We start from the raw sequence: 17,567 nt of genomic DNA on the forward strand, positions 1-17,567 counted from the left end.
GACACCGCCAGCCCCGCTGCCGGTGTCCTGTTTTATATACATAAAAAATGCTGGAGAAATCGCCGGTGCCAGGCTGCTCAAAATGCCTGAGCGCAATAGTTTCTCTTGTATTTCAAAAACCGCCTGGGTTATACTGAGTATAAGTGATTTGTGCGGAAACCATTCACTCAAAGGGAAAAATGTTTCTTTTTGGGGCCGTAAATCGACGTCAGCAATAATTCATTTTTAATTTAGGAGGAAATATACTTTGGCCACACAAGCGAATGGTAACGTTCGTGTTTTTTCCCTTGGAGGTATCGGGGAAATCGGAAAAAATATGTACGTTATAGAATCAGAACAGGACATGATTGTCATAGACGCAGGACTAATGTTTCCAGAAGATGACATGCTCGGAATTGATATCGTCATTCCGGATATTTCATACTTAACACAGAACAAGGAAAAACTCCGCGGCATCTTTTTAACCCACGGACACGAAGACCATATCGGAGCTCTGACCTACATTCTCCGCCAGGTGCACGTGCCAATCTACGGCACCAAGCTTACGCTCGGCATCGTGGAGTCATACGTGAAAGAAAAAGGTCTCCGGAAGAAACCGGATTTCCGTGTGGTGCACGACAACAGTGTGATCCAGACCGGACAGCTGAAGACAAGCTTTTTCCGGACGAACCACAGTATCCCGGATTCGGTCGGCATGGTCGTGCAGACGCCGGAAGGCGTTATTGTCCATACCGGTGATTTCAAATTTGACCAGACGCCGGTGGACGGGCAGTACACGAGCCTTGATAAATTGACCGAGATCGGCAAAAAGGGCGTTCTCTGTCTGCTTTCCGACAGCATTAACGCGGAAGTGCCGGGTGTGAGTCCGTCTGAAGCGATTGCCGGAAACGGGATTATGGATATCTTTTTAGAAACCGAAGGACGTATCGTCATTACAACCTTTGCGACGAACATCCACCGCATTCAGCAGGTGATCCAGGCAGCGGAGGAAAGCGGCCGCAGGATTGCCGTTAACGGCCAGGCAATGGAAAAAACGATTGAAATTTCGCGCCGGCTCGGCTATCTCGATGCCGAAGACGACATTTTCATCACGACCGACCAGGTCGAGGACATGGATCCGAAAAAAGTAGCTATTTTATGCACGGGCAGTCAGGGCGAACCGGTCTCTGCACTGATGAATATGGCGAAGGGCGAGGATGATAATTTAACCATTGAAGAAGGCGACATGGTTATTATCGCCGCCAACCCGGTAGCCGGGAACGAAAAAACGGTGTCGCAGACGATCGATTTTCTCTATCAGATCGGCGCAGAGGTCGTTATGGGCGAAAATGTGCACTCCTCCGGCCACGCCCGTCAGGAAGAGCTCAAAATGATGCTGAACCTGGTGAAGCCGCAGTACTTTATTCCAGTGCACGGCGAGTACCGGATGCAGTTTGTGCACGGGGAACTTGCGGAAGAAACCGGCATGGATCCAAACAACGTCTTTCTGCTTGATAAAGGGGAGGTCGTGGAATTCAGCAAAGGCAAAGCCGTAAAAACCGGCAAAGTACCGGCCGGCAACGTCTTAATTGACGGCCTCGGCATCGGCGATGTGGGCAACATTGTCCTCCGCGACCGCCGCCTGCTGTCCGAAGACGGCATTCTCGTCGTCGTCGTGACACTCAGCAAAAAATCCGGCACTATTGTAAGCGGCCCTGATATTATTTCCCGCGGCTTCGTTTACGTGCGAGAATCCGAAGAACTGATGGAAAAAGCGCATAAAAAAGTATCCGAAACGCTGGAAAAATCGATCAGCGAAAATGTAAGCGAATGGTCGACGCTCAAAAGCAGCATCCGGGACTCCATGAGCCGTTTTCTGTTTGAAAAAACCAAACGGCGCCCGATGATTCTGCCGATTATTATGGAAATTTAAAAGCACGCGAAAAGCTTGCCATGACACACCCCTGCATTAGCCAGTTTGGCGGGCAGGGGGTGTTTTATTGAATAGAGTTTTTTTCGGGGAGAAAGGAGCCAAACCATGGCAAAAACGGCGAAGCGGAAGAAAAAACGAACCTCGTCGAACAGAAGCAGGCAGCCGGCGTTTTCATGGCCGGCGCTTGCGGCAGCACTGCTCGCCCTCATATCGCTCGGCGGCTGGGGGTGGGCCGGCCAGCTGCTGCGCTCCGGTTCCCAGTGGCTCACTGGAGACCTCTGGTGGATATTGAACCTGTTTATACTCGCTTTTTCCACGGTCTGGATGATCAACCGGAACATCGTGAAGCAATTTCCGGGGCGGTGGACAGGCGGCGCCCTTCTTTTCCTTGGGGTGCTCCTCTTTACGGAGGTTCGCTGGGCTTCGGGTCTCAATGATCCGGCAATTTCTGTTTTTATGGAAACGTTCGGCCGTGACGGCTGGCTCGACCGCTCCGGAGCAGCCTCTATTGGAGGCGGTACGATCGGGGCTCTTATCTACGATGCTGTTCATTTTCTGATCGGGACAGCCGGAGCTTATATTGTGTCCGTGCTTCTCATGATCGCAGGACTTTTTTTACTTATGCAGTGGTCTTTCCAACATACAATGCAGACAGGCGGGGCATGGGTGGCCCGTACCTCCAGAAAGGGAGCGGCTCAGGCGGTCGAAAAAGGAAAACAGCGCCGGGCGGAACGAAAAAAGCAAAAAGAAGCCCGGGAAAAAGAAACACCTGCCCAGGAGGCGCCGAAGCAGAAGGAGACGCCTGAAGCACCTGTGGAAAAGCCGAAGGAAGGTGCAGAAAAGCCGAAAATCTTCTCGTTTACCGAACAGGCTTACCAGGAGCCGCCGGCGGCCAAAGAGGCACCGAAGTCCGAGGAGCCCGCGCGAAAAAAAGAAGCGCCGGCGCCGGAGGCAGTCGAGGCTCCGGCCGAAGCCGGACCCGACGTGGACCGCTCGGATATGCTGAGCGTCACCGAAGGGGAAACGGAGAATAAAAATTATCAGCTGCCGGCCCTTACGATGCTCTCAGCACCGAAAAATCAGAACCAGCAGCAGGAGCGTTCGCAGATTTCAGCTAACGCGAAAAAGCTCGAGGAAACCCTGCAGAGCTTCGGGGTGAAGGCGAACGTCTCGGAGGTGCATTTAGGGCCTGCGGTAACCAAATACGAAATCCAGCCGGCCGTTGGGGTGAAGGTCAGCAAGATTGTGAACCTCTCCGATGATATCGCGCTCGCGCTCGCGGCACGGGACATCCGGATTGAAGCGCCGATTCCGGGCAAATCCGCCGTCGGCATTGAAGTGCCGAACCAGGAGGTGGCGATGGTGACGCTCCGGGAGGTGCTCGAGTCGCTTGAGAAAAAGGACGACCATGTGCTTGATGTCGCGCTCGGCCGGGACATTTCCGGCGAACCGATTCTTGCCTCCCTGCATAAAATGCCGCACCTGCTTGTCGCCGGGGCGACGGGAAGCGGAAAAAGTGTCTGCATCAACGGCATCATTACGAGTATCCTGATGCGCGCGCGTCCGCATGAAGTGAAGCTGTTGATGATTGACCCAAAAATGGTGGAGCTGAACGTGTATAATGGTATCCCCCATCTGATGGCTCCGGTCGTTACTGAACCGAAGAAGGCAGCCCAGGCGCTGAAGAAAGTAGTGGCCGAAATGGAACGCCGCTACGATCTGTTTTCGCACACCGGTACGAGAAACCTTGAAGGCTACAACGAATGGATCCGGAAGCAGAACGATAAAGGCGGGGCCAAGCAGCCCGAGCTTCCGTACATTGTCGTTATTGTCGACGAACTTGCCGACCTGATGATGGTGGCCTCGAGTGAGGTGGAGGATGCGATTACGCGTCTCGCCCAGATGGCACGTGCGGCCGGCATTCATATGATTATCGCGACCCAGCGTCCGTCCGTTGACGTCATCACCGGGGTTATCAAAGCGAACATTCCGTCGCGGATTGCGTTCGGGGTATCGAGCCAGACGGACTCCCGGACGATTCTTGACAGCGGCGGAGCGGAAAAGCTGGTCGGCAAAGGCGATATGCTGTTTTCCCCGATCGGCTCCAATAAGTCAACCCGTGTGCAGGGAGCGTTTGTATCCGACCATGAAGTGGAACAGGTGGTAGAGGCTGTGGTTGCCCAACAGAAAGCCAAGTACCAGGAGGAAATGATCCCCGACGAGCAGCCGGCGCAGGCCGAACGGCCGAGCGACGAGCTGTTTGACGAAGCGGTGGATATGATTCTGCAGATGCAGAGTGCCTCGGTATCGATGCTGCAGCGCCGGTTCCGCATCGGCTACACGCGGGCAGCCCGCCTGATTGATGAAATGGAAGACCGCGGCATTGTCGGGCCGTACGGCGGCAGCAAGCCGCGTGAAGTGCTCGGCGATACCCGCGGCGGAAGCGGCGAACCGGCCGAAGAAAAGGAAGATACGCACCATAGTTGAGGAGGATTTTGATGCAGCCAGTGACGACGAACACCAATATTCCGGTGCATTTATTTCAAACGAAGCAGTTTAAAACAACGGCTGTCATTATGCAGTGCCGCGCCCCGCTGTCCGAACATACCGCAGCGGGCCGGGCGCTGCTGTCCAGAGTGCTGAAAAAAGGGAGCCTGCGCTACCCGTCGCAGTCCCATATAAAAGAAAAGCTCGATGACCTGTACGGCGCCACGTTCAGCGTGGACGTCGGCAAACGCGGCAATTACCATGTGATGAGCTTTCGCATGGAATTTGTCAACGAACAGTATCTGCCGGCGCAGGAGGACCTGTTTGCCGAAGCGACCGCATTTTTAGCGGAGATGGTGCATGCACCGCTCGCAGAGAACCGCGCGTTCAACCCGAAAATTGTCGAGGAGGAAAAACGGACGCTGCTGCAGAAAATCAATACGATTTATGATGAAAAGGACCGCTACGCCAACATGCGTCTCGTACAGGAAATGTGCAGCGCAGAAGCGTATTCGGTGCATCCGCTCGGCGATGCCCATCGGATGGAGGCACTCGATGAACAGAAGCTCTACGACGTATACGAGCAGTTTCTCGCGGAAGACGCGATTGATGTCTACGTGGTCGGCGACGTGGAGTCATATGACGTTGAGGCAGTCACAGGCCCGTTTCCGGAACGAAGCAGCCTGCCGCCGGTCGAAGACGGCGCAGAACGTCCGCCGCGTGTGCGCTACGTGGAAGAGTCGGATGACATTCACCAGGGCAAGCTGCAGCTCGGCTACCGGACGACGATTACCCAGGACGATCCGCAGTTTGCCGCGATGCAGGTAACGAACGGCCTGTTCGGCGGCTTTCCGCACTCGAAGCTGTTTCAGGAGGTGCGTGAAAAACGGAGCCTCGCCTATTACGCTGCTTCCCGCTACGAAAGCCAGAAGGGACTGGTCATGGTGATGACCGGCATTGAAAAGGAGCAGTACGAGCAGGTGAAAGAAGTGATCGGTGAACAGCTGCAGGCGCTGCAGCAGGAGCCCGTCTCTGAGGAACTCCTGGCCCAGACAAAGGGTATGCTTATCAACCAGATCCGCGAGACCACCGACGCCCCGGGCGGGCTGGCTGCCCTTCATTTTCAGGGTAAAATGGCGGGCCGCGTCCGTCCGATTGAAACTTGGATTGAAGAAATTGAGCAGGTGAGCGCAGAGGACGTGCTTGCATGCGCGAATTCAATCGTACTTGATACCGTATTTTTCCTACACGGAAAGGAAGATGAAGATGCAGAAACAACAGTATGATCAGCTGCAGGAAACCGTCTACTCGGAGGTCATGCCAAACGGCCTCCGGGTGTACGTGCTTCCGAAGCAGGGATTCAGTAAAACGTTTGCCACCTTTACGACCGACTACGGCTCCATCGACAACGCCTTCGTGCCGATCGGACAGAAGCAGAGCGTGCAGGTGCCGGACGGCATCGCTCATTTTCTGGAGCATAAAATGTTTGAAGACGAAGAAGGCGACGTATTCGACACGTTCGGCAAACAGGGCGCTTCGGCCAATGCGTTCACGTCCTTCACGCGTACGGCGTATTTGTTTTCAAGCACCGATGATACCGCGGTGAATCTGCATACGCTGCTCGACTTTGTGCAGCATCCGTATTTCACTGAGGAGAGCGTGGAAAAAGAAAAGGGCATTATTGGCCAGGAAATCAGCATGTACGACGATGATGCCGACTGGCGCCTGTTTTTCCAGCTGCTCGGCAATCTGTATCACCGCCATCCGGCCCGGATTGATATTGCCGGCACGGCCGAGTCCATCAGCCGGATCACAAAGGATGACCTGTACACGTGCTATCATACGTTTTACCATCCGGCGAACATGATTTTATACGTGGCCGGCGCGGTGGAGCCGCAGGAGATTTTTGAACTCGTGCGAAGAAACCAGGCGCAGAAGGAATTTACACCGATGGATCACGTGGAGCGTATTGAAGTGGATGAGCCGGCGACGGCGCTTCATTCCAAGGCGGTCGAAAAGATGAGCATCCGCCTGCCGAAGGTGCTTCTCGGCTACAAGCTGTCGCTTCACAGCGAAACGGACAACCTGCTGTATCAGGAAGCCCGGCTCGAGCTGCTGCTTGAAACGCTGTTCGGGGAAGGCTCAGAGGCGTATGAAACGCTGTACTCTGAAGGGCTGATCGATGACAGCTTTTCAAGCGAGGCGATGATTGAGCGTTCGTTTTCACTCGCGGCGTTTGGCGGCAACACGCCGAAGCCGGAAGAAACCGAGGCCCGGATTCTGGACATTATCGAGCACGCGCAGACCTACGGTATGGACGAACGCCGCTTTGAACGGATGCGCAAAAAGCTGCTCGGCCAGCTCGTCAAGCAGCTGAATTCCACCGAGTTTCTCGCCACCGAAGGCACACGCTACGCGTTTCACGGCGCTTCGGTTATGGACGCGGTGGAGATCATGCAGCAGGTGACGTTTGACGATATTTCCAACCTGCTGGAGAGCGAATTCCGCATCGACAACCGAACGACATCCATTATCGACCAGAAGGCTGAAGCAGATGCCTGACTGGACGCTCGTTACCGGAGCAAGCGGAGCGATTGGAGGAGCAGCAGCCGAACGGCTCGCTGCCTCCGGCCGCCCGCTTCTGCTTCATTATTGCAGGGGAAGTGAACGCGCAGAACAGACAGCGGAGCGCTGCCGCCAGAACGGACAGCAGGCAGAAGCAGTCTACGGGGATCTTGCCACCGAGGCAGGCCAGGAGGCATTTATGGCCCGGCTGCCGAAAAATATTGATACTTATATTCATGCTGCAGGCATGGAGGAATACATACTGTTTCAGGAAACCACCTATGCGCACCGAAATGCCATTATTCAGACAAATGCGATGAGCGCGATGGCTGTCAGCCGTGCTCTTCTTCCGGAAATGCTCACCGCCAGGCGCGGGACAATCGTTTTCGTAAGCTCCGTCTGGGCCCGGGAAGGGGCAGCAATGGAATCCACCTATGCAGCGGCGAAGGGCATGATTGAATCCTTCACCCGTTCGCTCGCCAAAGAAACCGGCCCGTCCGGGGTGCGCGTAAATGCCGTGGCACCGGGGGCGGTCGCCTCTCCGATGCTCGGCCATTTAACGGAGGAAGAACAGCAAGACGTCGCCGGGCGTGTATCGCTTGGGCGGATCGGTACGCCGGATGAAGTGGCCGGCGCGCTCGCGTTTTTATGCTCGAAGGATGCCGCTTATGTGCACGGGGAAGTGCTCCGCGTGGACGGTTTATTTCCGTCCTGAAACCCCCGTCGTCTGCTGTTCAAATGGGAAAAAATGACGTACAATAAAAGCAGTAGAGACAAAGAAGGGGGACGTCTGATGGCTGGCAACGAATGGTACGTGGAATACGAAATTCATCAAAACCGCCCCGGCCTGCTCGGGGATATTTCTTCGCTGCTCGGTATGCTTGCAATCAATATCGTGACCATCAACGGGGTGGAGGGCAACCGCCGGGGGCTGCTTCTGCGCTGCGACAGCTTTGACCGCATCCAGCGGCTTCGCGCCATCCTTGATACGATTCAGATCATTTCCGTGCGGAAGGTCAAACAGCCGGGGCTTCGCGAACGGCTCGCTGTCAGGCACGGGCGCTACATTGAGCGCGATGCCGATGACCGGAAAACGTTCCGTTTCGTTCGTCCGGATCTCGGGCTCCTCGTCGATTTTATGGCCGAGCTGTTCAAAAAGGATCGTCATTATCTTGTCGGTATCCGGGGGATGCCACGGGTTGGAAAGACCGAATCGTTGGTGGCTGCGAGCGTATGTGCCAATAAACGCTGGACGTTTGTGTCGTCGACGCTTCTGCGCCAGACGATGCGCACCCAGCTCGGCGACGACGAACGAACAAACAGCCACGTGTTTATTATCGACGGGATTGTCACCACGATGCGTGCGGCGCGGAAACATCGCGACCTGGTAGAGGAGATCATGCGGCTGCCCGCAGTCAAAGTCGTGGAGCATCCGGATATCTTCATCCGCGAAACGTCGTATACGGCGGATGATTTTGACTGCATGATTGAGCTCAGAAATGATGAAAGCCAGGTGATCTCATACGATACAGTGGATTCCGGCTTTTCGTCGTTTGATATTAGTTAACGTGAAAGAGGCAGGTGAGCCGTTATGGCAGAGTTAGGACCGTACCTTCGCGGTGAACGCGAGCGCCAGGGAGCAAGCCTCGAGCTGATGCAGCAGCGCACGAAAATCCAGCGAAGGTATTTGCAGGCGATTGAAACCGGTGATTACGGGGCGCTGCCGGGGGCTTTTTATGCCCGGGCGTTTATCCGCAGCTACGCCGAAGCGCTCGGCCTGAACGCCGAGGAGGTTTTCCAGCAGTATGGCCATGAACTCCCGGCGCCAAAGCAGCAGCCGACAGAGATGCCGTCGCGGGCGTCAAGACAGCAGACGCGAAGCAGAAGCCAGCAGAAGCGGCCGCAGCAGAAACAGAAAAAAACATCCTTCCTGCCCTCTATTTTTGCGCTTATTTTTCTTCTTATCATCGGGGCAGGGATCTGGGTGCTATTCCAGAATGTAAGCAGCGATACAGAGACCCAGCAGCAGAGCAACGAAGGGACCGGCGTCCAGTTTGAGTCCGGGTCTCCGGAAGAAGACAGCGGAGCTGCAGAGGAGAGTGCAGAAAGCACTCCGGAAAACAACGGGGGCTCCGGCGGGGGAGAAGACGAAAATGCTGAAGAAGAGGAAAGCCAGGACACCGATGTGCAGCTGGAGGAGACCTCCTCGGACGGAGACAATTCGTCGTATGACGTGATCGGGGCGGAAGCGTTTGAGCTTACGATGAGCTTCAGCGGCAACTCCTATGTGGATATAACGGATGCAGACGGCGAGATGCTCGATATGTTTGCAGAGCAGGCCGAGGGAGATGAGCTTGAAGAAACGTACGAGGCAGAAGAAATCACCGTCAATGTCGGCAACACGAACAACATGGAGCTGACTGTCAACGGCCGGGACTTTTCCTATCCTTCAGATGGCACCCACCAGGTTATTACGTTTACGGCAGTGCCAGAAGAATAAATCCGGCCTTCGCTTCTGAAATGTTCAGAACGAAGGCTTTGCTTTGCCATAAACAAATTGTGCGTTTTGTTCCATGAGAAAAAAAGATATGTGATACAATATGAAAGACTGGAATGTGGACGGAACAGCACGATTTGCAAGTAGGAGGACGCCCATGAACTTACCTAATAAAATTACAATTGCCCGTGTGTTGATGATTCCGTTATTTGTGATCGCCGTTCTGGTGCCTTTTCCGTTTGGTACCTGGCCGGTAGGGAATGCCGATCTGCCGGTGCATCACTTCATCGGCGCGGTCATCTTTGCGATCGCGGCCGGCTCCGACTGGCTCGACGGCTATATTGCAAGAAAGTACAGCCTGGTGACCTCGTTTGGCAAATTTCTGGACCCTCTCGCGGACAAGCTGCTCGTTACGGCGGCACTGCTTGTGTTGATTGACATTTCCATGCTTGCGTCCTGGATGGCCATTATTATTTTAAGCCGCGAATTTGCAGTTACCGGCGTCCGGCTGGTGGCTGCCGGGGAAGGAAACGTTATCGCAGCAAGCGGACTCGGAAAATGGAAAACCACATTCCAAATGGTTGCTATCGTGGTGCTCTTGCTTCATCACTTTCCATTTTCCTATGTCGGCTTCCCGGCGGGTGACGTCCTCATGTGGATTGCTGTTATTTTAACCATCATATCCGGCGTTGATTATTTCTGGAAAAACCGCGCCGTGATTATGAAGACGATGTAAGCTGTATCGGAGGAACGTGTAATGAACGCTGAAATTATTGCAGTAGGAACAGAGCTTCTGTTGGGCCAGATTGCCAACACGAACGGCCAGTATTTATCGAAGGAATTAGCTTCCCTCGGGGTGAATGTTTTCCGCCATACGGTGGTCGGGGACAATGAAGCCCGGATGCATGAAGCCATCGGGGAAGCCTCCGAACGGGCGGATATCGTCATCCTGACGGGTGGTCTCGGACCGACGCAGGACGACATTACGAAAGACGTGGTGGCCGGCTTTACCGGCCGGAAGCTGCTCGTGCACGAAGCATCAGCGCAAAAGATCAGGGACTATTACGACCGTACGGGCCGGGAGATGCCTGCGTCCAATATGCGCCAGGCACACTACGCAGAGAATAGCACAGTGTTTTTTAACCAGAACGGAATGGCCTGCGGGATGGCGGTCGAAGAAAACGGCACGCATTACGTTTTAATCCCCGGGCCGCCCCGGGAAATGAAATCCATGTACAAGTATGACGTTGAGCCTTACGTGGCGGCGCTTGCCGGTAGCGGCAGGCTCGTTTCGTCCCGGGTGCTCCGTTTTTACGGCATCGGGGAATCCTCGCTCGAGGAGGAGCTGCAGGATTTGATCGAAGCCCAGACGAATCCGACGATCGCCCCTCTGGCCGGCGACGGCGAAGTTACGCTCCGGCTGACGGCTGCTGCCGCGACGGAAAACGAAGCCGTGCAGATGATTGACGGCGTGGAGAAGCAGGTTCTTGGCCGTGTCGGGGAGCATTTTTACGGCTATGATGACGATTCGGTCTTTAACCATACCGTGGATGTACTGAAAGAGCGCTCCCAGACGATCGCTTCGGCAGAAAGCCTGACCGGCGGCTGGTTTGCGAAATCCATCGTGGATATCCCAGGCGCCTCGAGCGTATTTCAGGGCTCGGTCACGACGTATTCCAAAGCGGCAAAGCAGCACGTTCTCGGCATTGACCGGCCGCTGCTCGACGAGGAGGGCGCCGTGAGCGCAGCCTGCGCAGAAGCAATGGCTGAAAAAGTGAAGGAAAAATTCAACACCGACGTCGGTATTTCATTTACCGGTGTCGCCGGGCCGGACCGTGACGAAGGGAAGGAGCCCGGACTCGTCTGGATAGGAATTTCCGGACCGCAGGGAACGATCTCAAAACAAATTCACATCGCCGGCACCAGGGATCGTGTCCGCTTTATGGCTTTATATGAAGGGTGCCGATTGTTATGGAAAGAAAAGGTGGTAGAAAATGACAACATTCAATGATTTTCAAATGAAGGACGAAATTAAGCAGGCTGTACGGGAGATGGGCTTTGAAGAGCCATCCCCGGTGCAGGAAAAAGCGATTCCCGATGCCCTCGAGCAGAAGGATCTGATCGGACAGGCGCAGACCGGTACCGGTAAAACGGCGGCGTTTGGCATTCCGATTTTAAATAAAGTAACCGAGGAGCCGCACGTGCAGTCAATTATCATTACTCCGACCCGCGAGCTGGCCATTCAGGTATCGTCGGAAATCCAGAAGCTCTCCAAGCATTTAAACATCCGTTCGCTGCCAATTTACGGCGGCCAGTCGATCGGCCATCAGATTAAAGCGCTCAAGCAGGGCGTGCAGATTGTCATCGGTACGCCGGGCCGGGTGCAGGACCATCTTCGCCGCAAAACGCTGCAGCTCGACAAAGTTAATACTGTCGTGCTCGACGAAGCGGATGAAATGCTCGACATGGGCTTTGTGGAAGACATTGAAGCGATTTTAAAACAGGTGAACGTCGACCGGCAGACGCTGCTGTTCTCGGCGACAATGCCGCCGGCGATCCGCAAGCTGTCGAAAAAATACATGGTGGATCCGGTGACGGTCTCCATCAACAAAAGTGAAGTAACGGCGCCAAACATCGAGCAGTCGTACTTTAAGGTGCTCGAGCGCAACAAGCAGGATTCGCTCTGCCGGATTCTTGACGCGCGCGACCCGGACCTCGGCATTATTTTCTGCCGCACGAAAAAAGGCGTGGCTGATCTGACGGAAATTCTGCAGGCCCGGGGCTACCTCGCAGACGGGCTGCACGGGGATCTGACCCAGCAGCACCGCGACGCCGTTATGAACAAATTCCGCAATGGGGCGATCGAATTTCTCGTCGCCACAGACGTTGCCGCACGCGGCATTGACGTTCAGAATGTAACGCACGTGATCAACTACGACATTCCGCAGGATCCGGAAAGCTACGTTCACCGTATCGGCCGTACAGGCAGAGCCGGCCGCAAGGGCGAAGCACTCACGCTTGTGACGCCGCGCGAAATGAAGCACCTGCGTTCGATCGAATCGGAAATTAAAATGTACATTCCGTCGCACCGGGTGCCGACCATCGAAGAAGTGGTGGAAAAGCAGCAGGAAGCGTGGAAGCGCCAGATTGCCTCCCAGATGGAGGAGGAGTCGGAGCTCAGCCTCTTTAATGAAATTACGGACGAGCTTCTAAACGAATATGATCCGAAGGACGTCGTCCGCTCGCTGATGAAGCTGAACTTTGCCTCCACGGTGAGCGAATCCGAAGAAGGCAGCGGCTTCGGTGAAACCGGCGGCGCCCGCGGCATGACAAGATTCTTTATCAATGTCGGCCGCAATGTGAACATGACGCCGAAAATACTGATTGAAGAAATTTCGAACGCGGTCGGTATTCCCGGCAAGTCGATCGGCAAAATTGATATTTTTGATAAATTTACCTTTGTGGAAGTACCGCAGGACAGCGCACCGTTTGTGTATGAAGCCCTCCGGCACGCACGCATTAACGGCACGCGCGTGAACCTCGAGCCGGCGAAGCCTCGTCCGGCCCGTCCGAACCGGAACACGCAGCGCCAGTCCCAGTAATCCGTTCGCTCTTCAGCGGCAGCCGCCGCTGAAGAGTTTTTTTACCGTCAGCCTGGCAGCGACAGGGCGTTTCGGGCAAAAGAAAAAACACGAATAAATGTTCGCATATCTGTTGGCAAACCGGACAAAAAAAGATATAATATAGAAAGCAGGAAAACAGCGGGAACGCTTCCTGAACAACAGCAGGCATGTATGGATACGTTCTTCGTGGGGAAGAGAGTATCTGTTTAATAGTATATATCCTTGAAGGAGAGATAAGATGAACGAAAGAAAAGCCGCATTGGATCAAGCACTGAGCCGCATCGAAAAACAGTTTGGCAAAGGGTCGATCATGAAGCTCGGCGATCAGACCGACCGCCGCATTTCCACCATTTCCACCGGCGCCCTGGCCGTAGATATTGCCCTCGGGGTCGGCGGCTATCCGCGCGGACGTGTCGTGGAAATTTACGGCCCGGAATCCTCCGGTAAAACGACAGTGGCTCTGCACGCCATTGCTGCGGCCCAGCGCGACGGGGGCACAGCAGCCTTTATCGACGCGGAGCACGCGCTGGATCCAAGCTATGCACGGGCTCTTGGCGTTAACATTGATGATCTGATTCTTTCCCAGCCGGACACGGGCGAACAGGCACTTGAAATTGCCGAAGCGCTTGTACGAAGCGGTGCAATCGACATTCTCGTCATTGATTCTGTAGCTGCGCTCGTGCCGAAAGCAGAGATTGAAGGCGAAATGGGCGACAGCCACGTCGGCCTGCAGGCACGTCTGATGTCCCAGGCGCTGCGGAAGCTGTCCGGGGCGATCAGCAAATCGAACTCGATTGCCATGTTTATCAACCAGATCCGTGAGAAGGTCGGCGTCATGTTTGGCAGCCCGGAAACAACTCCCGGCGGTCGTGCGCTGAAATTCTACTCCTCGGTGCGTCTTGAAGTGCGCCGGGCAGAAACGCTCAAGCAGGGCAACGAAATGGTCGGTAACAAAACGAGAATCAAAGTGGTGAAAAACAAAGTAGCACCGCCGTTCCGTCAGGCGGAAGTGGATATTATGTACGGCGAAGGCATTTCGCGCGAAGGTTCCATTCTCGATATCGGTGCTGAGCTCGACATCGTGCTTAAAAGCGGCGCATGGTACTCCTACGAAGGCGAACGCCTCGGACAGGGACGGGAAAACTCGAAGCAGTTCCTGAAGGAAAATGAAGCAACGGCCGCGGCGATCGAACGGAAAATCCGCGACCATTACAAGCTCGACGACATCCAGTCCGAACCGGAAGAGCCGGAAGAAGAACCGGAAGCTCCGGCGGAATCCGGACTGCTTGCTGAAGAGGAAGAAACAGCAGATACGAACCGTTAAATCAACGCCAGGGCGCCGGAATTCCGGCGCCTTTTTTTCGTGCGGAAAAAGGTCCGGGGGGAGCAGCAGCGCACGGAACACCTGCCGGGCGGGCAGCGAAAGCAGGAGGACAGGCGGGAAGAAAACGGTGTCAATCCCTATAAAAACAGGGATTCCTGCCAGTGAGCTTTCTTGACAGCGCCATGCGGTAAAGATACAATAAAGAAGTGGAACGTTTGTTTTGTTCCGCACTTCGATGAGCGTATTAATTCGCAAGCAGAACAATGCGGACACGAAAAAGAATCATCAATGCAACTTTCGCAACAACCGAAAGTGAACAATCAGATAGCAAGAGGAGGTGACATGTATGAACACTGCAATCATCTCCATTTTGCTTGTTATCGGTGCATTGATAGTTGGTTTGATTGGATATTTTGTCCGAAAAGCGATTGCCGAAGCGAAATTCAAAAGCGCCGAGCACGAAGCCGGCCAGATTGTGAAAGAAGCTGAGCGGCAGGCAGAAACAATCTTAAAAGAATCGCGGTTGGAAGCTAAAGACGAAGCACATCAAATTCGGGCAGAAGCAGAGAGCACTCTGAATGAACGAAGAAATGAAGTTCAAAAACAAGAAAACCGCTTGATGCAGAAAGAAGAGACCCTTGACCGAAAAAGTGAGACGTTGGACAAAAAGGAAGAATCCTTGGAGCGTAGAGAGGAATCTCTCTACGAAAAACAACAACAGGTTGAGGAAAATAACAGCAAAGTGGAGGAGATTCTCGCCAAACAACAGGAGGAACTTGAACGTGTTTCCGGAATGTCTCGGGAGGATGCCAGAGAGCTGATCCGCCGCGAGACCGAACAGGAGATGGAACACGAAACGGCGCTTCTGATCAAAGAACGGACAGAAGAGGCCAAACAAGAAGCCAACAAAAAAGCGAAGAATATTTTATCCCTCGCCCTGCAGCGCTGCGCTGCCGACCATGTCGCCGAAACGACGGTGTCTGTGGTGAACCTGCCAAACGATGAAATGAAAGGGCGGATCATCGGCCGCGAAGGACGCAACATCCGGGCGCTTGAAACGTTAACCGGTATTGATCTTATTATCGATGATACCCCGGAAGCTGTCATTCTCTCCGGCTTTGATCCGATCCGCCGCGAGGTGGCGCGCATTGCGCTTGAACGCCTCGTGCAGGACGGCCGCATTCATCCGGCACGTATCGAAGAGATGGTCGAAAAAGCACGCCGGGAAGTGGATGAGTTCATCCGCGAATACGGCGAAGAAGCAACGTTTGAAATGGGCATCCACGGGCTGCATCCGGATCTTATGAAGATTCTCGGACGCCTTCACTTCCGGACAAGCTACGGCCAGAATGTGCTGAAGCACTCGATGGAAGTGGCGCATTTGACCGCGCTGATGGCTGCCGAACTCGGGGAAGACGAACAGCTGGCCCGCCGCGCCGGACTGCTTCACGACCTCGGGAAGGCCATCGACCATGAAGTCGAAGGAAGCCACGTGGAAATCGGCGTCGAGCTCGCTAAGAAATACAAAGAGCACGAGGTCGTCGTCAACAGTATCGCTTCCCACCACGGGGATACCGAAGCGACCTCCGTGATTGCTTCCCTCGTCGCGGCTGCAGACGCGCTGTCCGCGGCCCGGCCGGGAGCGCGCAGGGAGACGCTTGAAACGTACATCCGCCGTCTGGAACGGCTCGAAGAGATTTCGGAATCCTTTAAAGGAGTCGAGAAAACCTTCGCCATCCAGGCCGGACGCGAGGTGCGGATCATGGTGAAGCCGGACGTGGTGGACGACCAGCTGGCACCGCAGCTGGCACGCGACATCACGAAACGGATTGAGAGTGAATTGGATTATCCGGGACATATCCGCGTAACGGTGATACGGGAAACCCGGGCAGTAGATTATGCAAAATAAAGCGGTGGCACTCACCGCTTTATTTTTTTATGCTTAGATGCACGAAGAAAGGAAGACATTCATATGAAATTTTTATTTATCGGCGACATCGTCGGCGCTCCGGGACGGAAAATGGTGGAGGAGTATCTGCCGCGCTTAAAGCGCAGGTACCAGCCGACTGTGACAATCATGAACGGCGAAAACGCGGCGCACGGCAAAGGCATTACCGAAAAAATTTACAAGCAGCTGCTCGAAGCAGGCGCGCAGGTTATCACGATGGGCAATCATACGTGGGACAACCGGGATATTTTCGAGTTCATTGACGATGCCAAAATGATGATCCGTCCGGCCAACTACCCGGCGGGAGTGCCTGGCGAAGGTATTAAATACCTGCGTATCAACGACCAGGAGGTGGCAGTCATTAACCTGATCGGGCGTACGTTCATGGGCAATCCGAATGACGACCCGTTCCGGAAGGCCGACGAGCTTGTAACGGAGGCGTCCGCGCGCACCAACTTTATTTTCGTAGACTTTCACGCGGAAACGACGAGCGAGAAGCAGGCGATGGGCTGGTTTTTAAGCGGCCGGGTGAGCGCTGTTGTCGGCACCCATACCCATGTGCAGACAGCCGATGATCGGATTCTCGACGGCGGGACCGCCTTTTTATGCGACGCCGGCATGACCGGGCCGAGCGACGGCATTCTCGGCATGGAGCGCGAAGCGATCATACGAAAGTTTCAGACGAATCTGCCCACCAAGTTTGAAGTGGCCGAAGGGCGGGAACAGTTAAATGGAGTCGCTGTGAAAGCGGATCCGAAAACCGGAAAAGCGACGACGATTGAACGCATCCGCATTGACGAATCCCACCCATTTTTCGAATAAAAAAGAATATTTAGAAAAAAGCAGGAATCTGGCCCTTCTTTCATGAATTATGCCTAATACAATGGCGTTACCATTGATCCTACGCAGGGAGGTACTAGAAATGGAAGTATTAAAAGTATCCGCTAAATCCACTCCAAATTCTGTCGCAGGTGCCTTAGCCGGAGTTATTCGTGAAAAAGGAGCCGCAGAAATCCAGGCGATCGGGGCCGGCGCGATCAACCAGTCCATCAAGGCGATAGCCATTGCCAGGGGGTTTGTGGCGCCGAGCGGCATCGATCTGGTCTGCATTCCCGCTTTTACCGATATTGAAATTGACGGCGAAGAACGAACGGCGATAAAATTAATTATTGAGCCCAGATAGACGTTTTTCGCCGCATCCGGCGGCGCCC

14 protein-coding genes are annotated in these 17,567 nt (G+C 54.4%); all 14 read left to right on the top strand.

The genetic code is table 11. From position 1 onward, the window contains the following. Positions 1-247: 247 nt before the first annotated feature. On the top strand, positions 248-1,912 hold the full coding sequence (locus tag ACTRXF_RS01360; RefSeq protein ID WP_474260567.1) for a ribonuclease J: 1,665 nt from the start codon (positions 248-250) through the stop codon (positions 1,910-1,912). Positions 1,913-2,017: 105 nt separating this feature from the next. Next, positions 2,018-4,399 carry a DNA translocase FtsK gene (locus ACTRXF_RS01365; protein WP_474277411.1) on the top strand — a complete coding sequence of 794 codons (2,382 nt, stop codon included), beginning with the start codon at positions 2,018-2,020 and terminating at the stop codon, positions 4,397-4,399. 11 nt (positions 4,400-4,410) lie between these two features. Continuing rightward, positions 4,411-5,685, top strand: a complete 1,275-nt coding sequence (gene yfmF / locus ACTRXF_RS01370) for an EF-P 5-aminopentanol modification-associated protein YfmF (protein WP_474277414.1) — start codon at positions 4,411-4,413, stop codon at positions 5,683-5,685. Beyond that, positions 5,666-6,961: an EF-P 5-aminopentanol modification-associated protein YfmH gene (yfmH, locus tag ACTRXF_RS01375; protein ID WP_474277417.1), complete on the top strand. Its 1,296-nt coding sequence runs from the start codon at positions 5,666-5,668 to the stop codon at positions 6,959-6,961. Before yfmF ends, yfmH begins: the two co-directional genes overlap by 20 nt. Continuing rightward, entirely contained in the window at positions 6,954-7,679 is a 726-nt protein-coding gene (gene ymfI / locus ACTRXF_RS01380; protein WP_474277421.1) for an elongation factor P 5-aminopentanone reductase, read from the top strand. The genes yfmH and ymfI overlap by 8 nt, the downstream gene beginning before the upstream one ends. Before the next feature lie 78 nt (positions 7,680-7,757). Beyond that, positions 7,758-8,531: a DUF3388 domain-containing protein gene (locus tag ACTRXF_RS01385; RefSeq protein WP_322524716.1), complete on the top strand. Its 774-nt coding sequence runs from the start codon at positions 7,758-7,760 to the stop codon at positions 8,529-8,531. A gap of 24 nt (positions 8,532-8,555) precedes the next feature. Continuing rightward, the gene (locus ACTRXF_RS01390; protein ID WP_474277424.1) at positions 8,556-9,464 is read left to right on the top strand and encodes a RodZ domain-containing protein; all 909 of its coding nucleotides are present in this window, start codon (positions 8,556-8,558) and stop codon (positions 9,462-9,464) included. Between the two features lie 154 nt (positions 9,465-9,618). After that, complete coding sequence (pgsA, locus tag ACTRXF_RS01395) at positions 9,619-10,197, top strand: CDP-diacylglycerol--glycerol-3-phosphate 3-phosphatidyltransferase (RefSeq protein WP_474260578.1); 579 nt, start codon at positions 9,619-9,621, stop codon at positions 10,195-10,197. 21 nt (positions 10,198-10,218) lie between these two features. Then, positions 10,219-11,472 (top strand): competence/damage-inducible protein A, encoded by a 1,254-nt coding sequence (locus ACTRXF_RS01400; protein WP_474277427.1) that lies wholly within the window; start codon positions 10,219-10,221, stop codon positions 11,470-11,472. Continuing rightward, a complete protein-coding gene (locus ACTRXF_RS01405) occupies positions 11,456-13,063 on the top strand; it encodes a DEAD/DEAH box helicase (protein ID WP_474260582.1) in 1,608 nt (535 codons plus the stop codon). The genes ACTRXF_RS01400 and ACTRXF_RS01405 overlap by 17 nt, the downstream gene beginning before the upstream one ends. Positions 13,064-13,322: 259 nt before the next feature. Continuing rightward, positions 13,323-14,408, top strand: coding sequence for a recombinase RecA (gene recA, locus ACTRXF_RS01410; RefSeq protein ID WP_298784446.1), 1,086 nt, complete (start codon positions 13,323-13,325; stop codon positions 14,406-14,408). A 346-nt stretch (positions 14,409-14,754) separates the two neighbouring features. Continuing rightward, positions 14,755-16,317, top strand: a complete 1,563-nt coding sequence (gene rny, locus ACTRXF_RS01415; protein WP_474260584.1) for a ribonuclease Y — start codon at positions 14,755-14,757, stop codon at positions 16,315-16,317. Positions 16,318-16,380: 63 nt separating this feature from the next. After that, positions 16,381-17,178 (top strand): TIGR00282 family metallophosphoesterase, encoded by a 798-nt coding sequence (locus tag ACTRXF_RS01420; RefSeq protein ID WP_474277430.1) that lies wholly within the window; start codon positions 16,381-16,383, stop codon positions 17,176-17,178. Between the two features lie 100 nt (positions 17,179-17,278). Next, positions 17,279-17,539 (top strand): stage V sporulation protein S, encoded by a 261-nt coding sequence (locus tag ACTRXF_RS01425; protein ID WP_022792833.1) that lies wholly within the window; start codon positions 17,279-17,281, stop codon positions 17,537-17,539. The last annotated feature ends 28 nt before the right edge of the window (positions 17,540-17,567 follow it).

This window comes from Marinococcus sp. LNHM3E3-2.2 (assembly GCF_056034385.1).

Excerpts from the sequence above, each read along its gene's own strand:
- ACTRXF_RS01365 (WP_474277411.1), top strand. The coding sequence starts at position 2,018 with ATGGCAAAAACGGCGAAGCGGAAGAAAAAACGAACCTCGTCGAACAGA.
- yfmF (WP_474277414.1), top strand. The coding sequence starts at position 4,411 with ATGCAGCCAGTGACGACGAACACCAATATTCCGGTGCATTTATTTCAA.
- yfmH (WP_474277417.1), top strand. The coding sequence starts at position 5,666 with ATGCAGAAACAACAGTATGATCAGCTGCAGGAAACCGTCTACTCGGAG.
- ymfI (WP_474277421.1), top strand. The coding sequence starts at position 6,954 with ATGCCTGACTGGACGCTCGTTACCGGAGCAAGCGGAGCGATTGGAGGA.
- ACTRXF_RS01385 (WP_322524716.1), top strand. The coding sequence starts at position 7,758 with ATGGCTGGCAACGAATGGTACGTGGAATACGAAATTCATCAAAACCGC.
- ACTRXF_RS01390 (WP_474277424.1), top strand. The coding sequence starts at position 8,556 with ATGGCAGAGTTAGGACCGTACCTTCGCGGTGAACGCGAGCGCCAGGGA.
- pgsA (WP_474260578.1), top strand. The coding sequence starts at position 9,619 with ATGAACTTACCTAATAAAATTACAATTGCCCGTGTGTTGATGATTCCG.
- ACTRXF_RS01400 (WP_474277427.1), top strand. The coding sequence starts at position 10,219 with ATGAACGCTGAAATTATTGCAGTAGGAACAGAGCTTCTGTTGGGCCAG.
- ACTRXF_RS01405 (WP_474260582.1), top strand. The coding sequence starts at position 11,456 with ATGACAACATTCAATGATTTTCAAATGAAGGACGAAATTAAGCAGGCT.
- recA (WP_298784446.1), top strand. The coding sequence starts at position 13,323 with ATGAACGAAAGAAAAGCCGCATTGGATCAAGCACTGAGCCGCATCGAA.
- rny (WP_474260584.1), top strand. The coding sequence starts at position 14,755 with ATGAACACTGCAATCATCTCCATTTTGCTTGTTATCGGTGCATTGATA.
- ACTRXF_RS01420 (WP_474277430.1), top strand. The coding sequence starts at position 16,381 with ATGAAATTTTTATTTATCGGCGACATCGTCGGCGCTCCGGGACGGAAA.
- ACTRXF_RS01425 (WP_022792833.1), top strand. The coding sequence starts at position 17,279 with ATGGAAGTATTAAAAGTATCCGCTAAATCCACTCCAAATTCTGTCGCA.